General features: G+C 55.3%; 19 protein-coding genes. 17 read left to right on the forward strand and 2 right to left on the reverse strand.

The features are described 5' to 3' along the window. Positions 1 to 26: 26 nt before the first annotated feature. The 13 genes from AC2FNE_RS07945 to AC2FNE_RS08005 all read left to right on the forward strand — a co-directional run bounded on the left by AC2FNE_RS07945 (position 27) and on the right by AC2FNE_RS08005 (position 16962). Positions 27 to 3182 carry a helicase-related protein gene (locus AC2FNE_RS07945; RefSeq protein WP_496805123.1) on the forward strand — a complete coding sequence of 1052 codons (3156 nt, stop codon included), beginning with the start codon at positions 27 to 29 and terminating at the stop codon, positions 3180 to 3182. Then, a complete protein-coding gene (gene drmB, locus AC2FNE_RS07950; protein ID WP_496805124.1) occupies positions 3182 to 5002 on the forward strand; it encodes a DrmB family protein in 1821 nt (606 codons plus the stop codon). Before AC2FNE_RS07945 ends, drmB begins: the two co-directional genes overlap by 1 nt. A 2-nt stretch (positions 5003 to 5004) precedes the next feature. Then, positions 5005 to 6672, forward strand: a complete 1668-nt coding sequence (locus tag AC2FNE_RS07955; RefSeq protein WP_496805125.1) for a nuclease-related domain-containing DEAD/DEAH box helicase — start codon at positions 5005 to 5007, stop codon at positions 6670 to 6672. Positions 6673 to 6887: 215 nt separating this feature from the next. After that, a complete protein-coding gene (locus tag AC2FNE_RS07960; protein ID WP_496805126.1) occupies positions 6888 to 8525 on the forward strand; it encodes an ATP-binding protein in 1638 nt (545 codons plus the stop codon). A 1-nt stretch (position 8526) separates the two neighbouring features. Beyond that, positions 8527 to 9351 carry an HNH endonuclease gene (locus AC2FNE_RS07965; protein WP_496805127.1) on the forward strand — a complete coding sequence of 275 codons (825 nt, stop codon included), beginning with the start codon at positions 8527 to 8529 and terminating at the stop codon, positions 9349 to 9351. Further along, positions 9344 to 11170 (forward strand): DEAD/DEAH box helicase, encoded by a 1827-nt coding sequence (locus tag AC2FNE_RS07970; RefSeq protein ID WP_496805128.1) that lies wholly within the window; start codon positions 9344 to 9346, stop codon positions 11168 to 11170. Before AC2FNE_RS07965 ends, AC2FNE_RS07970 begins: the two co-directional genes overlap by 8 nt. Further along, entirely contained in the window at positions 11170 to 11604 is a 435-nt protein-coding gene (locus AC2FNE_RS07975) for an EcoRII N-terminal effector-binding domain-containing protein (protein ID WP_496805129.1), read from the forward strand. Before AC2FNE_RS07970 ends, AC2FNE_RS07975 begins: the two co-directional genes overlap by 1 nt. 67 nt (positions 11605 to 11671) lie before the next feature. Next, positions 11672 to 12145 (forward strand): hypothetical protein, encoded by a 474-nt coding sequence (locus AC2FNE_RS07980; RefSeq protein ID WP_496805130.1) that lies wholly within the window; start codon positions 11672 to 11674, stop codon positions 12143 to 12145. A 113-nt stretch (positions 12146 to 12258) separates the two neighbouring features. Next, positions 12259 to 13605, forward strand: a complete 1347-nt coding sequence (locus tag AC2FNE_RS07985; protein WP_496805131.1) for a site-specific DNA-methyltransferase — start codon at positions 12259 to 12261, stop codon at positions 13603 to 13605. Continuing rightward, entirely contained in the window at positions 13595 to 13981 is a 387-nt protein-coding gene (locus AC2FNE_RS07990; protein ID WP_496805132.1) for a DUF5681 domain-containing protein, read from the forward strand. The genes AC2FNE_RS07985 and AC2FNE_RS07990 overlap by 11 nt, the downstream gene beginning before the upstream one ends. After that, positions 13971 to 15146 (forward strand): hypothetical protein, encoded by a 1176-nt coding sequence (locus AC2FNE_RS07995; RefSeq protein ID WP_496805133.1) that lies wholly within the window; start codon positions 13971 to 13973, stop codon positions 15144 to 15146. The genes AC2FNE_RS07990 and AC2FNE_RS07995 overlap by 11 nt, the downstream gene beginning before the upstream one ends. Before the next feature lie 114 nt (positions 15147 to 15260). Beyond that, the gene (gene dcm, locus AC2FNE_RS08000; protein ID WP_496805134.1) at positions 15261 to 16487 is read left to right on the forward strand and encodes a DNA (cytosine-5-)-methyltransferase; all 1227 of its coding nucleotides are present in this window, start codon (positions 15261 to 15263) and stop codon (positions 16485 to 16487) included. A 1-nt stretch (position 16488) separates the two neighbouring features. Beyond that, entirely contained in the window at positions 16489 to 16962 is a 474-nt protein-coding gene (locus AC2FNE_RS08005) for a very short patch repair endonuclease (RefSeq protein ID WP_496805135.1), read from the forward strand. 242 nt (positions 16963 to 17204) lie between these two features. Here AC2FNE_RS08005 and AC2FNE_RS08010 read toward each other — a convergent pair whose 3' ends face one another. Together AC2FNE_RS08010 and AC2FNE_RS08015 are read right to left on the reverse strand one after the other, a co-directional pair. Next, complete coding sequence (locus AC2FNE_RS08010; RefSeq protein WP_496805136.1) at positions 17205 to 17693, reverse strand: GFA family protein; 489 nt, start codon at positions 17691 to 17693, stop codon at positions 17205 to 17207. A gap of 226 nt (positions 17694 to 17919) precedes the next feature. Next, positions 17920 to 18618 carry an RraA family protein gene (locus tag AC2FNE_RS08015; RefSeq protein ID WP_496805137.1) on the reverse strand — a complete coding sequence of 233 codons (699 nt, stop codon included), beginning with the start codon at positions 18616 to 18618 and terminating at the stop codon, positions 17920 to 17922. 360 nt (positions 18619 to 18978) lie between these two features. Between AC2FNE_RS08015 and AC2FNE_RS08020 the strand changes: the two genes are divergently transcribed. The 4 genes from AC2FNE_RS08020 to AC2FNE_RS08035 all read left to right on the forward strand — a co-directional run bounded on the left by AC2FNE_RS08020 (position 18979) and on the right by AC2FNE_RS08035 (position 21746). Then, on the forward strand, positions 18979 to 19212 hold the full coding sequence (locus tag AC2FNE_RS08020; RefSeq protein ID WP_496805138.1) for a DUF3489 domain-containing protein: 234 nt from the start codon (positions 18979 to 18981) through the stop codon (positions 19210 to 19212). Beyond that, positions 19212 to 19649, forward strand: a complete 438-nt coding sequence (locus tag AC2FNE_RS08025; RefSeq protein ID WP_496805139.1) for a DUF2924 domain-containing protein — start codon at positions 19212 to 19214, stop codon at positions 19647 to 19649. Before AC2FNE_RS08020 ends, AC2FNE_RS08025 begins: the two co-directional genes overlap by 1 nt. Continuing rightward, positions 19646 to 21322, forward strand: coding sequence for a recombinase family protein (locus tag AC2FNE_RS08030; RefSeq protein ID WP_496805140.1), 1677 nt, complete (start codon positions 19646 to 19648; stop codon positions 21320 to 21322). The genes AC2FNE_RS08025 and AC2FNE_RS08030 overlap by 4 nt, the downstream gene beginning before the upstream one ends. Before the next feature lie 67 nt (positions 21323 to 21389). Further along, positions 21390 to 21746 carry a hypothetical protein gene (locus tag AC2FNE_RS08035; protein WP_496805141.1) on the forward strand — a complete coding sequence of 119 codons (357 nt, stop codon included), beginning with the start codon at positions 21390 to 21392 and terminating at the stop codon, positions 21744 to 21746. The last annotated feature ends 7 nt before the right edge of the window (positions 21747 to 21753 follow it).

Here is a 21753-nt window from a genome sequence, read left to right on the forward strand (position 1 = left end):
AGTGAAAAAGGTTTTGAAGAATGCACATGAACGATGCTCGCGACATATTGGTGAAACGATTGAAAGTCGACCTCATAGGGCCTGAAGCGGAAGATGAGGTGATCAGCGACAGGCCAACAGATCGATATCTCACGGGGATTCTTTTTGCTCAAAGGACGGCAATTTCTGCGGAAGATGATGATGAGGCATCTGATGCTGATGACGCTGATTATGCCGGCACCGCACTTGACGGTGTAAAAGCTGCATCGACGTTCAGGCCGAGTTCTGCAGGCTTGTCATTTGCGGTTTTGCCTTCAGGCAAAGGCGCTTCGTTGCGTGTGACGGTTGAAGGCGCGCGCTATCGTGCGGATGAGGCGCAGAGCGAAGAAGGGGAAACTCGTTCTCGACGCAGGAAGGATTGGCGGCGCGAGCCCTACTTGGCCGAACTCATTCTTGAGCTGGACAAACTGCAATCCAATGAATTGCCAACCCTTAGTCTGGCGGAGTATGGCCTCCCGGGGGCAAGTCTTCACGTACGTGTTGCTCCCTGGAAGGATGTCCAGCTGGTTACACTGGCCCTGACGAACGATGCAAAGCCTGCTGAGGCGAAGAGCCGTGTTGCAAATGAAGAAGCGGCTTTGTTTCAAGTATCGCTCTGTGTTGAATGTGAGCGGGAGTGTCACTTCGTTCCAAAGCCAGATCGTCTGGTGGGCACAAGTCAAGACGACGATGCAAAATCAGCGGGCCTCCTCTACAGAAATGTGCAGCAATGGGCCGTGGGACACACATGTTCCGCGACCTGGGACGAGCCGGTTGATGGCACAGTCCGGGAGGTAAGAACCAGCTGGTTCCCGGAAGCGACAGTTCACGTTGTGAGCGCCGTTGGTGATGTTGAATTCAATAGTGAAGAAGCTCGCGCGCCGCTTAGTGCTAGCTGGCTCGCGACAAATGATACAGCTGTGCTTTGCGAAGGTCTGCGTGCATTTGTCGATGGATATTCTGAATGGATTGCAAAGGCAGAGGGTGGGGTCTCTGGGCTCCCGACCCAACTGACCGAACATGGGGAACTGCACATCAGCCGTTGCCGCGAGGCTGAGCAGCGAATGCGCAAAGGGATAGCGCTTCTTGAAGAAGCGCCTGACGTTCTTAATGCCTTTCGAATGGCCAACGCTGCTCTAGGGCTCCAGTATTCGTGGCGGATTAATCCTGAGCCGCCGGAACTTTCGTGGAGGCCTTTCCAGCTAGGGTTCGCGCTTTTGAGTTTAGAATCTCTGGCCAACAACTCGTCTCCGGAACGTGAGACAATGGATCTTCTGTGGTTTCCAACAGGTGGTGGGAAAACAGAAGCCTATCTTTTGCTGACGGCCTTCGCTATTTTTCTGCGCCGCCTGAGGGCTTCAGGCCATCCCCGTGGTGCAGGGGTAACTACCTTCATGCGATACACGCTTCGTCTCTTGACGATTCAGCAGTTTGAGCGAGCTGCCGCGCTTATTTGCGCCTGCGAGATGATCCGGATCGGAAAAGCTGATGCCGGCTCTGCCAAATTGCCTGCGCATTTTGCCACAGATGCCCCAATTTCATTGGGGCTCTGGGTTGGTGAAGGGGCAACGCCGAACAAAGTGGCAGATGCGGAAAGGGCTCTGGCAAATAATGGCGAAAGTTCTCCGGCTCAACTGCGAACATGCCCAAGATGCCACCAGCCACTGGACTGGAAACAGTCCGCTGACGGGGGAAGGATTGAGGTACGCTGCACTTCCATGTCTTGCGATGTGGCCGAGGCAATCGGTCTGCTGCCTGTCTGGACGGTTGACGAAGACGTCTATCGCGAGCAGCCGACGCTTATAATTGGGACGGTGGACAAGTACGCGCAAATCACCCGAAATCAGACATCAGGGTGCCTTTTCGGCGTAGGAACTCCGGCTGATCCGCCGGATTTGATTATTCAGGATGAGTTGCATTTAATCTCGGGACCTCTCGGCAGTCTGGCAGGGCTCTATGAAACGGCTATCGATGAGTTGTGTCGTGGGACGTCCGAACATCGCGCCAAGATAATCGGATCGACCGCAACAATCCGCCGAGCTGAAGCTCAGATTAGGGCACTGTTTGACCGGAACTCATTCCAGTTTCCACCACCGGGTCTCGACCACACGAATTCCGGCTTTGCTGTTGAGGACCGAAGTGTTCCGGGACGCCGGTATGTTGGTGTGACAACTGTTGGACGCTCGGCCAAGTTCACCCAACAGGCCGTTGCCGCTTCGCTTCTGCAAGCGGCAACAGACGCCAGGCTGGATGACGGCGCGCGAGATGGCTACTGGACGCTGGTAAACTACTTTAATTCGCTAAGAGAACTCGGTGGTGCGCTCGTACTGATGCGAGACGACGCGGCGCGAAGTATTCACGATTACGCTGCTCGCCATGGGAATGAACCAGAACGCGATGCTCAGACACAAATCGAGTTGACGAGTCGTGTGCGCTCAAGCGAAATTCCTCGCTTCCTGAAGGATTTGGAACGACCATGGAACGATCCGGATCACATCGATGTCGTGCTGGCCAGCAACATGATTTCGGTTGGAATGGATGTTTCGCGTCTTGGCTTGATGCTGGTTAACGGGCAACCAAAGACCATTGCTGAGTACATTCAGGCTACCAGCCGCGTAGGTCGCAGCAGTCGTGCCCCCGGCCTCGTGATTACCTTATTTAACGCCGCAAAATCTCGCGATCGCAGTCGGTATGAGACTTTCGCCAGCTGGCACCGCAGTCTTTATCGTGACGTCGAAGCCACGAGTGTCACACCCTTCGCGCCGCGCGCTCGAGACAGGGCACTCCATGCTCCGTATGTGGCTCTGGTTCGCCACCTTGTAAACGGAATGACGGACCCGGGAGCCATTCAACAACATCAGAAAGAGGCAGAGGAGTTGTTGAATAGGATCATTGAACGGATAGAGCGCATCGATCCAGCTGAGGCCGACGCTGCGCGCCGGCAGCTCGACAAATTCCTTGATGACTGGTTTGATCATCAAGGCCTGAGTGAATACTGGAGCGACTATAACGATGCGCTTTTGACCTCGGCAGAAGCTGCTGCAGAGCGCGGAAACAGAGCCCGCTTCAGCAAACAGAAACCAACGCCTAATTCACTTCGCACAGTAGAGGCGTCTACGCCATTCGTCCTCCTTGGTGGATCTCACGACAGGGGGGCAAATTGATGAAATCTATCGGGAAAATTCGACGGAGTCAGGTTCTCTCTGGCAACGGTCCCGGGGCTATTATTGATTTTCGAGGTGAGGACGGGGCGCCTATCTCTGTGGTGGCCGCCGGTCTCGAGTCCTGGGACAAACTTTCGGCTAAGCCGGGCTTGCTCAATGACCAGCGGATCAATCACGAACCGCTCCAGGCACGCCTGCAAGTTCGGGGATTTCGCCTGCCGCCTGTCGGTGAGGAACGTTTCGGACAGTCCAAGAGGCCGCGCCTGCTGCCCGCATATCGCTTCCCAGACTGGCATGTTTGCCCCAAATGCAATCTTTTGCAGAGAAGCCGCTTCTGGGGCTCTGAGATTGAAAAACCCGAACTCTACTGCACAAATTGCAGTTCCGGCAGAGGAAAAAGGATTAGAAAAGTTTACGCGGTTCCGGTTCGATTTGTAGTCACTTGCCCTGCCGGTCACCTTCAGGATTTTCCATGGATGTCATGGCCGAGACATCTTGAAACGTGCTCAAAAAAGAAACCACTAAAACTAATTGGCGATGGAGCTGGTCTGAAGGGGCTGAAAGTTCACTGTACCGAATGCAATCAGCAAAGAGACCTCGACGGGGCGTTATCTCCTGGAGCGCTCGGAAAGCTGCCCTGTGATGGAAAGTCGCCTTGGCTGAAATCTGAGGCAAAGGGGTGCAGCCATCAGCCTGTCGCAATTCAACGAGGTGCTTCAAATGCTTACTTCCCGGTCATTGCTTCGGCGTTAGATGTTCCTCCGTTCGGCGGTTCTTTCCGGGATATGCTTGAGGAATTCTGGGATGATCTCATATCGCTGGACGATCGGGACCAGCTCCCTCTCTATGTGAAGAAAAAGATTCACCCGGTTTGGCCAGATCCGCAGGTTAGAGCAGAGGAACTGACGAAAAAAATTCTGACTTTGCTCAATTTGCTGGACGACCAAACGGGCGATCTTCGGCCCAATGAGCATATGATGCTTTGTTCCGGAGCTGCTGGTGATGAGCATTTCCCTGAGTTCCAGATCAGCCCACAAAGTTTGCCACCCGGCATGGCTGGTTACCTGAGCCACCTCGTGTCGGTCGAGCGATTGCGCGAGGTTCGCGTACTTCGAGGGTTCAGCCGCCTCAACGCTGTGGAGGCCAATGATAATAGTGCATTTGTTGCGCCGCTTTCGGACGCAAAACTGAACTGGCTTCCTGCTATTGAAGTGCGTGGAGAAGGAATCTTCATAAGCTTTGATGACGAAAAAGTTTCAAAATGGGAGGCACGAAAAGAAGTTTCTGACCGGGCCAGAGAGGCGCACATTGCGGCAGAAAGCGCCTGGCGTGAGCATAATGGAGAAGATCGCCCTTTCCCGATGACGATCTCGCCACGCCTGCTTTTGGTGCACACGACCGCACATGCCCTTGCAGAACAGCTTTCACTGGACAGCGGATATTCAACTGCCTCCATCAGAGAGCGTTTGTACGTTTCGCCTGGTCCGGGAGGAATGTGCGGCTTCCTCCTCTATACATCGGCGCCGGATTCCGATGGCACTTTGGGAGGGTTATCCCGAAAGGGACGAACAAACGAGCTGGGGCCGCTTTTGTTTTCTGCATTGCGTGATCTGGAATGGTGCTCCTCAGATCCACTTTGCAGCAGCGGGATCCTGTCTTTGTCGGAAGGCTCGGGTTCTGCGGCATGTCATTGCTGCACCTTTCTTCCGGAAACCTCTTGCGAGCATTTCAACCGGCATCTGGACCGCGGCATGCTCGTAGGTACGCCGAACCAGCCCGAAATCGGGTTCTTCAGAAATCTTCTCAACGGGGGGGAATGAACATGGCCCGCATGTATCCGTCTCAGCTTCCGAAACACGTTATTGAAAATCCAAAACTGTCTTCTGAAATTCGCGTCTACGAGATGCTTCGCGACCAACTCGCAGGTGACTATAACGTCTATTATTCAAGGTCATGGCATGAAGCGGATGCTGGCGGCGGCGAATTTGATGGTGAAGCCGACTTCATCGTAGCGCACCGCGAGAATGGGCTACTTTTTCTTGAAGTTAAAGGGGGGCGTGTAAGCTGCCGAAAGGAAGACGGCCAATGGCTCAGTACTGATCGGGATGGATTTACGTTCAAAATCAAGAACCCTATTTCCCAGGCTCGGAGTAGTAAGCATCACTTTCTCAAGCGACTAAAGAAGCGTCTCGGCAGTCGTTTTATACGCGTTCGTCACGGCGCAATCCTGCCAGGCAGCACGCGACCTTCACGTGCACTTGCCTCTGACGCGCCGCTCGAAATCGTGGCTTTTGGTGATGACATGGAAAAACTTGACCGCTGGGTCGTTCGCCGAATGACGGAGGGGGCTGACGCTCGTGAGGAGCCACTTGGCCTTGATGGGTTGAAGGCGCTCGAAGAGCTGCTAGCCAGCCACTTTGAACTTCATGCCCACATCGGCGGCAGCCTGGCGGATGACGCCAGGGAAATAGAACGTCTGACCGGCGAGCAAGCCTGGATTCTTGACTCCCTCGCTGACAACAATGAACTGGCGATTTCTGGCGGAGCAGGAAGTGGCAAAACCGTGTTGGCCATTGAAGCCGCCATCAGATTTGCAAAGGACGGGCAGCGTACTTTGTTGACCTGTTTCAACGCACCGCTGGCAAACCATCTTCAGAACTCCTGTAAAGGTCAGGAGAACCTTGTAGTTGCCAGTTTTCACTCACTCTGTCGCAAGTTTGCTGAAGATGCTTCGATTGATTTGCCTGCGAACGTGGGGCAGGCTTTGTTTGATACTTACCTGCCAGAAGCTCTGGTGGACGCAGTGGGCAGTCGACGTGATTTCGGTTTCGACACAATCATTATCGATGAAGGCCAAGATTTTCGTGACTCCTGGTTAAACTCATTGCGACTGATCCTGAAGGATGGAGGGGAGGAGCGCTTCTATGTGTTTTTCGACGACAATCAGCGTCTTTTCTCACAGGATGACAATTTCATTTCAGCTTTGCCTCAGTCAGCCATCCCACTGACGCGAAACCTCAGAAACACCCGGCGCATTCATGCACTTATTTCTAAGTGGTACGAAGGCCGGCGGTCAACTGCCATTGGCCCCGAAGGCGAGCCTGTAGGCATCATGGAGTGTCGCTCAAGCGATCTCGCGTTTTCCAAAGTTAATGAACGAATAGCTCGCTTGTTGTCGTCCTCCCAGGTTGGTGTCGGACAGATAGCCGTGCTCACAAGCAATTCGACAGACTTGAAAGCGCCGCCGGGAAAAATTGCGGGCATCGATACTTGCCGCGCGGATGAGCTTGCCCCTAATCGTATCATTTTCGACTCTGTCCGCAGATTCAAAGGTCTCTCCCGGCCCTGCGTCTTTGTAATAGGCCTTGAAGAATTGCGAGATCCCGAGCTGATTTATGTCGCCACAAGCAGGGCAAATATTCTCCTTGAGCTGGCAGGAACGTCTGAAGACATTGCTCGAATTACCATGATTAAGGAAGATGAGGGCTGACGTTTGCACCTGGCCCAAATCACTTGTTCTAATTTGACGGATGCCCTCCCACTTCGGCCTTCATTCCCGGCGCGAAAAATCCTCGGCTCAGCCTTGTAAACGCCTGCTCTGGTCTCCACGGTAGGAGGTGAGCAGAGTCAGCAACATACCTAGGCTTCCGCCGGACCGGTCCGATTAGGCTGGTCACGGAGGTCATCGAAGAAGGGAGCGCAAATTTGAAAGATCTGATTAACCAGCCCGATGCCCCTAGGCTCATCTATGGCCTTAGGGACACTGGATACAGCTTTAACACCGCGGCAGCCGACATAATTGATAACTCGATTGCGGCGAATGCAACTGAGGTTCACGTCCGCATTGAGCTGGCCGAGGACGGGAAGAAGTTTGTTTACTTCGGGGACAATGGCGACGGCATGGATTACGATATGCTGTTCGATGCGATGCGCTATGGTGCGCCGGCGAGAGCAAACCTCGCCAGCCTCGGGAAATTCGGGCTTGGATTGAAGACAGCGTCCAGTTCGGTCTGCCTCAGATTCACTGTTATTTCTCGTAGGTCTGCCAGCGATGAGTTCTCAAAGCTGGCGTGGGATCTTGAGCATGTCGAGGAGGAAAACCAGTGGGAGATGCTGCGGGAGCCAATGACCGCAGATGAACATGAGGTTTTTGAAGAGCTTTGTGGCGATAAGGGTACGCTTGTCATCTGGTCCAAATGTGATCGCCTGTTGTCTAAGGAATACGAAGAGCCAGGTGGCGCTCGGGAGCAAGCGGCGGTCCGCAGGCTCGGTGACCGACTGAAAGAGCACGCGGCATTAATCTACTACAGGTTTTTGGATGCGAATGATGAACGAGAGCGGAACGTCGTAATCACCATAAACGGTGAAAATGTCGATCCTTGGAACCCGTTTTACCCCGAAAAGGCCGAACAAGTTCTGCCTCCAGAAAAGCAGAAACTAGAGATCGAATTGGAAGATGGTTCGGTTGAGCTTGCGCACATCAAGGCGTGGATTCTTCCCAACAGAAGGGACCTTTCAAAGGAAGAGCAAAAGGTTGCCAACATTACCAACCGTGGTCAGGGTTTTTACATCCACCGGGAAGGTCGTGTGATTCAGCAAGGTGGCTGGCTTGGGGTGTTCGGGGCGGTAGAACCGCATACGTCACTTTTGAGGGTCGAGTTCGACTTTGATTACAAACTTGATGAGGCATTTAAGGTCGACGTCAAGAAATCAAAAATCCTCTTTGACCCGGCACTTGAAGAGGCCTTGAAGACATTGCTGCAGCCCACGTACCGCGAAGCTGGAAACCGCTATCGCCGAAAAGAGAAGGCCGTTGCAGCGGAACGTGGAGTGGATCACGGAAGCGCCAATAAGGCAATCGGCAACACTCCATCCACGAAAAAACCTGCTGTCGGTTCGGCAGACCCGGAGCAAAAGACGGCAACCCTCAATAACAATCGTGGAGCCGGAATAAAGCTTAGAGTCCCTGTGGATATTAATGTCAGCGCCGATAGCATCTATGTAGAGGCGGTAGAAACGATCACTTCGGGCGATCTCTGGGAACCGGCAATGCGCAGCGAAGCGGACTCAGGTTTCGTTTCAGGCGTGCGCATTAACAAACACCATGATTTCTATATGAAGATCTACCAGAGGGCGGCTGCCAGTGGATATGCAGTGGAAGGCATGGACCTTCTTCTCTGGGCCTTCGCAGTCGCGGAACAAAATAATACGAACGATGAGCTTGAGCCTATTTTCGAGGACATAAGAAACGAAATATCCACCAACCTTAGAAAGCTACTTCGCGAAGTTCCTTTGCCAGACGACGAAGAGCTGACAGGAACCGTGGACGAAGACGAGGCCTGAGATGCTAGCCGAAAAACGGGCCTTGATTCATCAGGAGGTTGAGGAAGGAACCGGCGCGGGCATTTGTCTGGAAGAGGACCGGAGCGGGCTCCAGACCGCATTGCATCTTTGGTTCTCGGACCTTGAAAGGTCGCACAGTCCGATCGTCATTCTGCAGCCTACAGGCCTTCATCGTTTCCGGGCGAAGTTGACCTTTGGAAATTTTGCCGCGGACACCATCCGTCAAATGCAAAATGCGGAAGAGGAAGAGATACAGCTGGCCCGTGCGCTTGTTTCTTCGGTCGCCCTGGACGCTAAGGTAACTTTGAGTGATGGGCAGACGCTCGATAACTGGCACGTCAGTCCCAAAGACTTCTCTATAATCGTTGAAAAGAAGGACATTGAGGCCCGCTTTGACGACGAGGCGCTTACAGAAACATGCAGGTCTATTGTAATACCGCTGCTTGCAGCAATGGCAGAGCTCTATGGTTACGATCCGGTCGAAGAGATCCATCAGCCCGACGAAAACGCCTTGCTCGAAGGGGCCGTCAAAGTTGCAGTGATCAGAAAGCGAGAACGTAATCCCAGAAACCGCCTGCTGTGTATCCGTATTCATGGACCAATATGCAAGATATGCGGGCTCGACCCGGAAAAGCTTTATGAAGAGGCCGGCGGAATCATTGAAGTCCATCACCTGCAACCTCTGTCGCTGACGGAAGACGAGCGACCCTACGATCCGATAACTGACCTGATTCCTCTTTGCCCAAACTGCCATCGTGCCGTTCACACTCGGCGTCCGGTTCCCTGGACGCCTGAAGAGATCCTCGAGAAATTTGACAATGGCTGAATCGGCGCAGTCTCTTCCTCTTGATTACAGGGTTGTTGCCGCCAGTCCAACGGCGGGATGGGAGTTGTCTTCGCGTGTGGTCCAGCCCGAGCTTCAGATCAGCAAGACCGACTTCGGATTTGTAGTGAGCCTGGTCGGGAGCCGAACTGTACGGGGGCAGAAGAAGGTTTGGAATGCACTTAGTCCTCGTCATAACTGGGTTGCCGATGGGCATGTGATCCGGCCGCTTCCCCACGACACGCCAGACGTTCTTCGAGAGCTTATTGGTGAAGAATTACCCGAAATGATCGGCTTTTCTGATGTCGTTCGTCTGCTCCGAATTGAAAACTCGGATATTCCCGTTTTTGCAGATAGTGGTGTGCTCCTTCCTGCGCGTGAAGCTGCTGAAGAGATTTCGCGCGCTGAGCCCGTAAAGGGCCTGCAAGCTGTGCTTTATCCCTACCAGGCTCAGGGCGTGTCCTGGATGCGTCGGACTATTGAACATACCGGAGGACTGATACTCGCGGATGAGATGGGACTTGGCAAAACTATTCAGGTGATAGCGTTGCTACTGTGTGAGAAACCGACACAGGAAGCGCCTGCACTTATTGCGTGCCCCACAAGCCTTATTGCGAATTGGCGTAATGAGATACTCAAATTCGCGCCGGAGCTGTCTGTCATTATCCATCGTGGTGCACATAGAACAGGGGTAGTTTCTGGGCTTCAACAGGCTCAAGTGGTGCTTTCTACATATGATACGGTTGTGAATGACATCTCCATTTTTTCCGGTCTTCGCTGGACCTGGCTGATATGCGACGAAGCCCAGGCGCTAAAAAACCCTGATTCTGGCCGGCGGAAAGCAGTGGCATCTCTTCCCAGAGAGCGGACAATACCCATGACCGGCACGCCAGTGGAAACCAGCCTGCTTGATCTATGGTCGCTTACAGATCTTGCGATTCCGGGTCTTTTGGGCAGCCGTGCAAACTTCGAGACCGACTTCCCAGACACCGAGGAATCGGCGCGAGCACTTTCGCAGATTACCGACCCGGTTGTACTTTGCAGAAAGGTTGCCGACGTTGCCGGGGATCTTCCGGAGCGCAGGGACATCGACATTCCACTTGAGCTCGGGGATGAGCTTGCGCTTCGTTACGACGAAGTTCGGCGGGCAACGCTCGAGAGATACCCGGTAGCCGGAAATCTCGTGGCGACCGGGCAACTCCAGCTATTCTGCGCTCATCCGTGGTTGCAAGGCGGGGGTGGAGCCGACGAAAACGATGACGCTGAAGTCGCTCCAGCCGGTAAAACCCCGCTTGTCACTCCGAAGATCGAACGCACTGTCTCTATCCTGGACGAGGCGTTTCAAAGCGGTAAGAAGGTTCTCATCTTTGCAATCTTCAATCGATGCAGTGACCTCATTCGCGAGGCGGCAAAGGGGCTACTTCCGGAGGCTTTCTGGTCGAGTATTAATGGATCAACACCGCAACAGGAGCGGCAGTCGATCGTGGATGCATTTTCTGATCACGAGGGACCCGGTTGCCTTGTCCTGAATCCGAAGGCGGCTGGCGCGGGGTTGAACATCACAGCTGCGACAATTGTCATCCATTTTACCCAGGCGTGGAACCCGGCGCTTGAAGCACAGGCGAGTGCCAGAGCGCATCGGAGAGGTCAAACGGAACCTGTTTGGATCTATCGCCTCTTTTATGAGGATACGGTAGAACGCGTTATGATTGACCGATCAGAATGGCGCCGACAGCTGGGGAATGAAGCGGTTCCTGTATCTACCCGGGATCCTAATGATCTGAAACGTGCGCTAACAATAAGGCCTGGAATAGGAAGCTGATGAGTAACCAAACTTTCGAAAAAATGCTGACGGCAAATGACACCGGTGAGACAGGCGGTCATCAGGCAGGTGTTCATATTCCCAAGACGCAGACCGATCTTCTGGAAATGTTACCATTTCTTGATGCGTCGCAAAAAAACCCAGACGCTTGGCTCGAAATGCGTGATGAAACGGGCGAAACATGGCGATTCCGGTACATCTACTACAACAATAGATTGCACGATGAAGGCGGAACCCGAGACGAGTATCGAATTACACATATGACAAAGTTCTTCAGAGCCGTTGGAGCTAGTGCGGGTGACATTTTAGTGCTTTCCGGAGCGCGTGGGTCCCACAGTTATTCGATCTCAATTCGGAAGCCGGATAATATTCCGCAGGAAGATTCGGATAGGCCAGTTCGAGTGCGACTTCGGGGCTGGCGTCGAGTGCACTAACAGCCGCTACATCAATGGCGAGTTAAAGATCCAAATGGATCTTGAGCAAATCTAGGGTGAGCTGTTTGTGAATGTTGTGGCCAAGAAAGGTTCGGAGGAGCATCGTTTGTACGGCGGCAAGCATGATCATAGGCGTTACGAATGGCACGCTGAAAGGATCCGCGCGGATCAGGATGCTTGGGTTGACTCATCACTATTGATGGATGTGGTTCGCACGAACAGCAGCACTCCGATCCCGGACGTTGTCCTCGAATACCTGCGTCGCCGGCTTGACGGAGAGGTCCCCTCTCCACCTGGACGGAGGCCAGCGGGCGCTGCGGGGTTCATTCGAAACGAACTTATCCGCCTCTACTATCGTAGTTATTTGGACTGGCTGACGGCGAGGAAAAAGTCGGCGGGCCTTGACGGGTGGGCTAGCATCCGTGAAGCGGAATGGTGGCAGGGAGCGCCCAGTGAGCGAGCCGCCCGAATGACCAGGAAACGTCTCGCCCGATCGATCTCCTGGCAGAGGGTGCGCCAGATTGCGTCGGAGACCAGCTGAACGGCGCAGCCTCACGCAACGCGTTCCAAATAAGTCCGACGAATTATTCGAAATGATCGCTGTTCCTACCCTGTTTAATAGGGAGGTCGTCTTCAACCGATGGAGTACGACCAATGACAGACAGCAATCAAAGGGGAGCATCCGCTCTCGAACAGATCGCCATAGCAGACCTGAAACCCTTCGATCGGAACGCTCGCACGCATAGTGACAGGCAGATCAGTCTGCTCGCAGGCTCGATCGAGGCCTTAGGGTTTAACAACCCGGTTCTCGTCGATCATGCGAACTGCATCATCGCCGGACACGGTCGGGTGAAAGCCGCCCGCAAACTAGGACTGAAGACGGTGCCTGCCGTCCGGATTGAGCACCTGAGCGAAAGCGAAAAGCGAGCCTACATCCTCGCTGACAACCGCCTGGCGGAGAGGGCTGGCTGGGATCGTGACATCCTGGCCATCGAACTTCAGCACCTGACGACGTCCGACCTGACCTTCGATGTCGAGATAACCGGGTTTGAAACGGCCGAAATCGACCTCCTCATCGGCGACGAAGCAACCGAAGACAGCGAGGGTGAGAGAGCGGTCTTGCTGGACCCTCAGGAACTAGCGGTGACCAGGACAGGAGACGTCTGGCGCCTCGGGGATCACCGGCTATGCTGCGGAAATAGCCTCGATCCTGCGGCCTGGGAAGCAGTGATGGAAGGTGAACGGGCCCATGCGGTCTTTACGGATCCCCCATACAACGTGCCTGTGTCAGGTCACATCTGTGGCCTCGGTGAGACGCAGCATCGCGAGTTCGCGATGGCATCCGGCGAGATGTCACGTGCCGAGTTCACGGCCTTTCTCAAACACTCGCTCGACCTCCAGCGTCAATTCAGCTGCGACGGGGCGGTTCTGTTCAACTGCATGGACTGGCGGCACATCGGCGAGATGGATGCAGCAGCCACTGAGGCTGGCCTCACCACGCTGAATATCTGCGTCTGGGTCAAATCCAACGGTGGCATGGGGTCGCTTTACCGGTCGCGCCACGAGTTTGTTTTCGTTTTCCGGTCGGGCCGGGGGGGCCACGTCAATAATGTTCAGCTTGGCCGGTACGGGCGGTATCGGACAAATGTCTGGGAATACGCCGGGGTCAACAGTTTCGGCCATGGCCGTATGGACGCTCTTGAAATGCATCCCACCGTCAAGCCGGTTGCGCTGGTTGCGGACGCAATCCGGGACTGTTCGCGCAGGCGGGATCTCATCCTTGATCCCTTTGGCGGGTCAGGCACGACACTCATTGCCGCCGATAAGACCGGCCGGCGCGCGCGGCTGATCGAGATAGATCCTCTCTATTGCGATGCCACGATCCGGCGCTGGCAGCGGATGACGGGCCTCGAAGCTCTTCGCGCTGACACCGACGAAACTTTCGATGAAACAGCATCTCTGCAGCCGGTACAGGCGGAGGAGCACACAGATGGGCAGTAAAAAGCGATACTCCGCAGATTATGACGTCGGTTTCGGCAAACCGCCAAAGCACAGGCAGTTTAAGAAAGGGCAGTCCGGCAATCCGAAAGGCCGGCCGAAGAAATCGAAGAACCTGAACACGCTGCTTGAAGCGGAACTTGAGAGCCGGATCACCGTTCGCGAAGGGGATCAGGAAAAAAGCCTGACCAAGCGCCAGGCAGTCATAAAACGGATTGTCCAGGGCGCGCTGGCCGGCGACATCCGGCAGTTGCAGTTCCTGTTCCGCTATCTCGAAGGACGTAACGATCCGGAACCCTTCCGCATCACGCCGGAAGATGAAGCGGAAATCGCAGCCCTGATCGCCAAAGCCGGCAAGGAGGCCAGCGATGAAAGTTAGTCGTGATAATCTTGTTCTGGGTTGTTACCGCTCGGATTTCGCCGCCTTCAACCGCTTTGCATTTCGGGAGCTACACCCGGGCGTTGCCCTGTATGACAACTGGCACATCGCCTTGATGGCCGACCGTCTCGAGAAGTGCGCACGCGGTGAAATCCGGCGCCTGATCATCAATGTCCCGCCTCGCAGCCTGAAATCCCACGCCGCCAGCGTCGCCTTCCCACTCTGGGTCCTTGGCCGGGACCCGTTGCGGAAGATCATGACCATCGCGGGCACGCGATCGCTGGTGGCTGATCTGAGTGGCAGCTCAGACCGGCTTCTTCGGTCGGATCGGCTTCGGGCAATCTTTCCGCACTTAATGCCAGGCCAGAAGCCCGGAGTTCTCGAGTTGCCTGATGGCGGACGACGCATGCCTGTTCTTGCGGGAAACAGTCAGATCGGGCGCGGGGCTGACATGATCATAATTGATGACCCGATGCCAGCCGACGCTGCGAAAGATGAAAAAGCACGGACCGAGGTAAACCGATGGTTCGATGGCGAGGTGATCCAGCGACTGAATGACAAGACCAACGGCGTCGTTATCGTGGTCATGCAGCGCCTGCATCCTGAAGATCTGACAAGTCATCTTCTTGCCGGCTCCGAAACCTGGGATCATCTTTCACTGCCGGCCATCGCGCTTGAGGATGAATGCTGGTCGCTACTCGACGGACGCGTTGTTCAGCGCAGGCGTGGCGAGGCGCTGTCCCCGCAAACCGAAGACAAGGGTCAGCTGCGCGACCGACTGATGCAGATCGGAGCCGGCAATTTTACCGCGCAGTATCTGCAGGCTCCGCGGCTCTATGCGGAACCCGATGAGAAGAGATCCGGGGCTTTTCAGGTCGACTCCGGGCACGGGTACCCGACCTTGGTTTTCCGCAGGGTGCCGGAGGTGAATTATCTGAGGCAGGAAATCTTCGGGGATACAGACGTCTTCGCACCGCCCAGACCGCGCCCCCTTACGGATAAAGAAAAGGCAGCGGCCATGATTCATTCAGAAGAAAACAGGCGTGCCACGGAAGAATGGGTTCAGCGTGAGATCATCAACAACCCCTCGCCGGGAGGACCACGCACACTGCCGCCGGGGGTGTTCTATCCGGAAGACCTTGATTCAGGTGATCAAGGCGACTGACCCAGGATGGAGTGGGCATTAACCTGATATATACCATATGTCCGCAAATTGTTCTTGTCTGGCGGGCGTGCGCCCGCCATAGTGTCAGAAAAATACCCAGGGTGGCGAGCAGCAATGACAAACTTCGGGATTCTCTTGCAGAAGGCAGGTTATTCGGTGCCGGAAGCGGCAAAGCACCTCGATTATTCCGAGGGCCATATCTACCGCTGGATTCGCGGTGAAGAAAATCCCCGCGCCGGCGTCACCCGCCTTCTGGAACTGGAGATCGAGGGACGTCGCCCCCTGCCGAGGGCCGGCGACTTCAGGTTTATCGATCTCTTTGCCGGCATAGGCGGACTGCGAAAAGCCATGGAGGGGGCGGGCGGCCGCTGCGTGTTTACTTCCGAATGGGATAAGTACGCGCAACAGACCTATCTGGCGAACTTCGCCGATAACCGCCCGATCGCTGGCGATATTCGCGAAGTCGACGCCGCCGCCATCCCGGATCACGATGTGCTCGTTGCAGGATTTCCGTGTCAGCCGTTTTCGATCGCCGGGGTGTCAAAGAAGAACGCGCTGGGCCGGGCCCACGGGTTTGAAGATGAAACTCAGGGCACCCTGTTTTTTGATGTGCTGCGAATTCTGAAGCACCACCGTCCGGCTGCGTTTCTCCTGGAAAACGTCAAGAATCTGAAAAGCCATGACAAAGGAAAGACCTTTGCGGTGATCAAGCGGAAATTGGAAGAAGAACTGGGCTACTCGCTGCGGACCCGTATCATCGATGCCGCCCACTTCGTACCTCAGCACCGCGAACGTATTGTTATCGTCGGCTTCCGGGAAGATACTGGGTTTTCTTTTGATGACATCAATCTACCGGTGCGTGGTCACAGGGTCATGCGCGACATTCTGCATCCTGAGAACGGGCTGGAAGACCCTGAAGGGCATTATACGATTGGCCGGGATGCGGCAGTCAGTGAAAAATATACGCTCTCTGACAAGCTCTGGCAGTATCTACAGAACTATGCAGCCAAGCATAAAGCAAAAGGCAACGGTTTCGGTTTCGGGCTGGTCGATGGCGACAGTATCGCTCGTACGCTGTCGGCCCGGTATTACAAGGATGGTTCTGAAATCCTCGTCAGCCGCGGTGAGGGGCGAAACCCGAGGCGCCTGACACCACGCGAGTGCGCCCGTCTGATGGGCTATGACGAAGACTTCCGGATTCCGGTCTCCGATACCCAGGCGTACAAACAGTTCGGGAACTCTGTCGCGGTGCCGGTATTCGCGGAGGTTGCACGGATCATGAGACCGCATATTCTGAGTTTGACAAGCAATCAGGTGGAGCCGGTAAGCAGAGTTGGTTGATGTGCACGACAAAGCCACCCGCAGCCGGAATATGGCGGCGATACGTGGCACAGATACAAAACCAGAGATGATGATCCGCCGCGGGCTCCACGCCCGCGGTTTCCGCTTCCGGCTGCATGATCGGAAGCTGCCTGGCCGCCCTGACTTGATCTTTCCGAAACATCACGCTGTGCTCTTCGTCCATGGTTGCTTCTGGCATGGTCACGGCTGCCATCTATTCAAATGGCCGGGCACGCGAGAAGAATTCTGGCGTCAAAAGATCGGGGCTAATGTTGCCCGGGATGAGACCAGCAAAAAGTCGCTGCACCAGACCGGCTGGCGCGTCGGGGTTGTCTGGGAATGCGCCCTGAAGGGGCGCCAGCGACGACCGGTCGACGATCTCCTGAATGCCGTCTCCGATTGGCTGAACGCGCCAAATGGCGACCTCAGTCTGCAGTGTTTGACCGAAGATAGGCCTGTGGCGGTATCCTCATAAATTTCGGTGTTCTGGCAGATCTCTTTGAGGGCGCCGGTGCCAAGGTGCTGACCGAGGTCGAGATTAGTCGAGAATACTCATAAAAGTTTGGCCACGACCACAACTTATCCAACGCTGTCCTGTTGCCCCAAGGTCTGCTGTGCGGGACAAAACAGGCATTCGCTGCTGTGCGGCGACTGAATGGCTTTTGAGTGACCGCTGTGCGGACAGAGCAGCCCAAAGAAATCCGAAGGTGCCCTGAATCAACCCTCAACCACGTAAGGTTCTTTTCGCACGTTCGGTTCGATGGGTGTACCGTCGTTCTCGGCTGCATGCCGTTCGTAGAAAGGGAAGCCTGGCGGCACAATGGTTCCGGGCCGCGCTTCGGACAGAAATATGTGCTTGCTGTTTTCTGGCGTCACCGAAATGGATGTGGGTCTGTCAAGGGTGCCAACATAAATTCCCAGACGGTCCGGCCATCGCTCAAAAGTCAAAGCCAACTTTGTCCCACATTCGGAGCAGAAATGGACATTTATGTCTTTACCGCTTCCATCTGAAGGAAGCGTGTAAATTGACGGGTTTCTATGAGTAAACCTGAAGGGTTCGCGTTCGAATATCGGCTCGATCATCTTATCAGAGCCTGTGGCGCGCTGGCAGAACCGACAGTAACAAATGGTAACCCACAAAGGTTCACCCCCTGTGTTGTACTCCACGTTCCCACAAAGACAGCGGCCTGTTTGCCCATTGGTCATGTCCGATTGAATCCTTCGACAGAGTTATCCATTAAATCCAACGCTACCTGATCGCGGCAGGGACATAAACGTTTGTCGACTGGCTCCTTTGGGCTCGCAACAGTCATTCGCTGCACTTTGCCTGAATGTCGGCTTTCGGCCAAAGCGATCAAACTGCTTGCTGTTCCTCACTGACTGCTCTGCGGACACAGCGGAAAGTAAGAATTCCGCCCTCCATCAACCGCTTTCAGTCTTTGTAAGTCACCCGATTGCTTGCCAATAGATCGCCGACCCAGTCCGGGACTCGCATCCCCCCGACAACTCTTTCGTCCTGCACCTGCTCTGCTTTTCGAATTCGTTCGAGATTCTCGATGACTTCATCCAAACGTTCAAACGGGACGACTACAACACCGTCTCGATCTGCCACGATCATGTCGCCGGTTTCTACTTCCTGGGCTCCAATCTGGATCGGGAAACCAACGGCCCCGGGCCCGGACATATGCGGCGACGCGGGTGTGACACCGGTGCACCAAACCGGCAAGCCAACCTTGACTATACCTTCGTAGTCGCGGAGCGGCCCGTCTGTCACAAACCCAGCGGCGCCGCAGTTCTTCAACATTCCAACGAGCCCATCCCCACCTGCCGCACACCCGGAGTGGGCTGCGAACGAGGAGACGACGACATCTCCGGGACGCGTGAATTCAAGGGCTGCAAATACGGCAAGCACATCCGCAGCTCCACAGTCGGCAGTTAGTGCCGGGCCAGCGGCAACGCAACATAGATCATGGCCGCCGCCAATCGGCTGAATGGTGTTGGATAGGGCACCACCTCCAAACATAGCATCAACGACAAACCCGGTCGGGGCGCCTCGGAAAGCAGTAATTTGAGCTTCGGTTGGACGCCGAAGGTCTTTCTTGATTGTCAGTGTCGGTGGGGCTTCGATCATCCGCAGTTCCCTCTATTGCCTTATTCGTAACCGATCACGTTAAGGGGCACACCGCACCTTGTCTATTTACACCCAATGAGTTCCGTTTTGGCTCAACGTAGTCGTTCGTTGCACGGCAGCGCAAAATAGCTAGATGAGCGTCTGTTCTGGGCTCTAAGCGGTCATCTGAGCCTTTCTGTCGGATGACTGCTTTTCCACGTTAAACGGCCATTATTCCACTGGACTTGTGCGCCAAACAGAGCGGTACTGTCTGTGTCGCGACGCACCTGGCGCTGTGCGCCGCCTTCTCCGCCCGGGCTTCCGGGCTCTGCTCAGTAGCAGGATCACTTCCGACCTGCATCAACCAGATGGAGAAGATCAGTGACACAATCATCGAAACCAAAAACCAAGAAAGCGCAGCTTATCCGGATGCTGAACCGGAAGGCCGGTGCGGATGTTGCAACGATCAGCAGTAAACTCGGCTGGCAGTCGCATACGACTCGGGCGGCGCTGACTGGCCTGCGCAAATCGGGGTTCGAGATCTCCGCGGAAAAGGCGGGAGAGGGCAAGCCTCTCAGCTACCGCATCACGGCACAACCGGCCGACGCCGCCTGATGACGAGCGATGAGGAGATCACTGCGCGCTGGGCAGAACTCGGTCAGATGGAGCGAGCCGCCCTGCGCGTGGCCTGGGCGGAGGCGTTTGGCGACGTCCCGCCGCACTTCCTGTCGATGATGTTCATGCGCAAGGCGCTGATCTGGGATGCGCAATGCCGCGCGTTCGGGGGCCTGACGACGGAGGTAAAGCGCGCTTTGAAATCCGCAATTGGCGGCAAACAGGTCAGACCCCCGACACCCGTGATCAAAACCGGTACGCAGTTGGTACGCGAGTGGAACGGCCGGCGATACCAGGTCGAGGTCCGGGAAGACGGGTTCATGATGAATGGCGACCACTTCAAATCCCTGTCGGCCATCGCGCTTCAGATCACCGGCACCAGCTGGTCGGGGCCGCGGTTCTTCGGCATCAACGGCAGGGCAGGGACGGACGCATGAAGAAGATCCGCTGTGCCATCTACACCCGCAAGAGCTCAGAGGATGGATTGGAGCAAGAGTTCAACTCACTCGATGCTCAATACGAGGCCTGCGCTGCCTACATCGCCAGTCAGAAAGCTGAAGGCTGGGTGCTGTTGCCGGACCGGTACGATGATGGCGGTCTCTCTGGCGGCAGCATGGAGCGCCCGGGTTTGCAGCGCCTTCTGGCGGACATCGACAGGGGTACCGTGGATCAGATCCTCGTCTACAAGATCGACAGGCTCACGCGTTCGCTGGCGGACTTTGCCAAGATGGTCGAGCGGCTGGATGCAGCAGGCACGTCCTTTGTCTCGGTCACGCAATCCTTCAACACCGCCACCAGCATGGGGCGGCTGACGCTGAACATGCTGCTGTCCTTTGCCCAGTTCGAGCGTGAGGTCACCGCCGAACGCATTCGCGACAAGATTGCGGCCTCAAAGAAGAAGGGGCTCTGGATGGGTGCGACGGTGCCGCTGGGCTATGCCGCCGATGGCCGGTCTCTGAAGATCGCTGAACCCGATGCGGAGGTGATCCGCACGATTTATGACCTCTACCTCAAACACCGGAACACGCGCGTCGTTAAAGAAGCGGTTGATGCGCTTGGTCTAAAGACCCCTGTCAGAACGCTGATCTCGGGCAGAGTGAAAGGCGGCGCGTCCTTCAGCTACGGTCATATCCACTACATCCTGACCAACCCGGTGTATGCTGGACGCATCCGGCATCATGCGAATGTCTATCCCGGCCAGCATCCGCCGCTGATTGAGCCTGAGGTCTGGGACAGTATCCAGGAACAGCTCCGATCTGATGCAGCGAAAGATCGAACCTTCACGAGGCGGAACCGGAAGGGTGCAAGAGCATCAGCTTCACCGCTGGCCGGCAAGATCTTCGATCAGACCGGGGATATTCTGACCCCAAGCCATTCGAAGACGGCGAAGGGTCGCAAGCTGCGCTACTACGTATCCCATCGGCTGGTACGCGGAACGGCACCACGTGATCCATCGGGATGGCGGTTGCCGGCTTCAGAGCTGGAAGACAAAGTTGCTGATCTGATCCGGCGACATCTCAATCAACCAGAAGTGCGCGCAGGCATTCTGGTTGATGCTGCTGCAGATGAAACCGCGACGATCGGAACCCGGTTGTCCCGACTGGCCGTTGGCGACGCCGCCGCAAACAAAGATATGAGGCGTCTCTGTTTGAACCTGATCGAACGCATCGACATCATGCCGGGTGAAATCTGTGTCGCAGTCTCGGCTGAGCATCTTGCGACTGTCATCGATGTGGATCACGCACGCATCAACGAAGACGTGCTGACCTTCAGATCCCCGTTCCAACACCGCAAGCGCGGCGTGGAAACCAGGCTCATCATCGGCGACGCGCAGCCGGAGATTGATGCAACCCTGCTGCGCAACATCGCCCGCGCGCATCGGTATTTTGATCTGGTGCGCTCCGGCAAAACTTTTGCCGAAATCTCCGAGGCCGAAGGCGTCTCGAAACGTCGGGTTCAGCAGCTAATTGAACTGGCCTTCCTCGCGCCTGACATCATCAGAGCCATCCGCGAAGGCCGGCAGCCCGTCGGCATGACATCCGACCAGTTGAAGCGCCATGCCTTCTCACCGATCTGGACAGAGCAGCGCGACGCCTTTGCGACGCTGTAAGCCACTGCATCTAAATAAATTCTTGCGGCTGCGGCGCTGATCGTCGCTGGCTTCGTCCTCCGGCAATATGCCACTGGGTTATGACCGCACGAAAGGCGATGCTGCCACCATCACATTCGCGCAAACTGCTACCGCGGAAATGGCGATTCCAGACTTTTGGGAGAATTGCGCCGAATACCGGAGATTGGTCGGTCTGGGGTATTTATTTACCTTAGAAGACGCCCGAAACTACGCGTCGAAATATAAAAATCTGCATTATATCAATAACTTAGAGGGTGGTGGCTGGGGTGGTAGCAGCCATGGAGTCTTCCAGTGCTTTCCTGTGATGTCCAGGGAGATATTGAAAAAAAATAATAAAACAGTTCTCTTCTTCCAAAGAGTTCCTCAAAATCCTAGAGTGTTCCCACCATCTTGGTGGGAATAATGGTGGG

The organism is Ruegeria sp. YKSD179 (assembly GCF_059612885.1).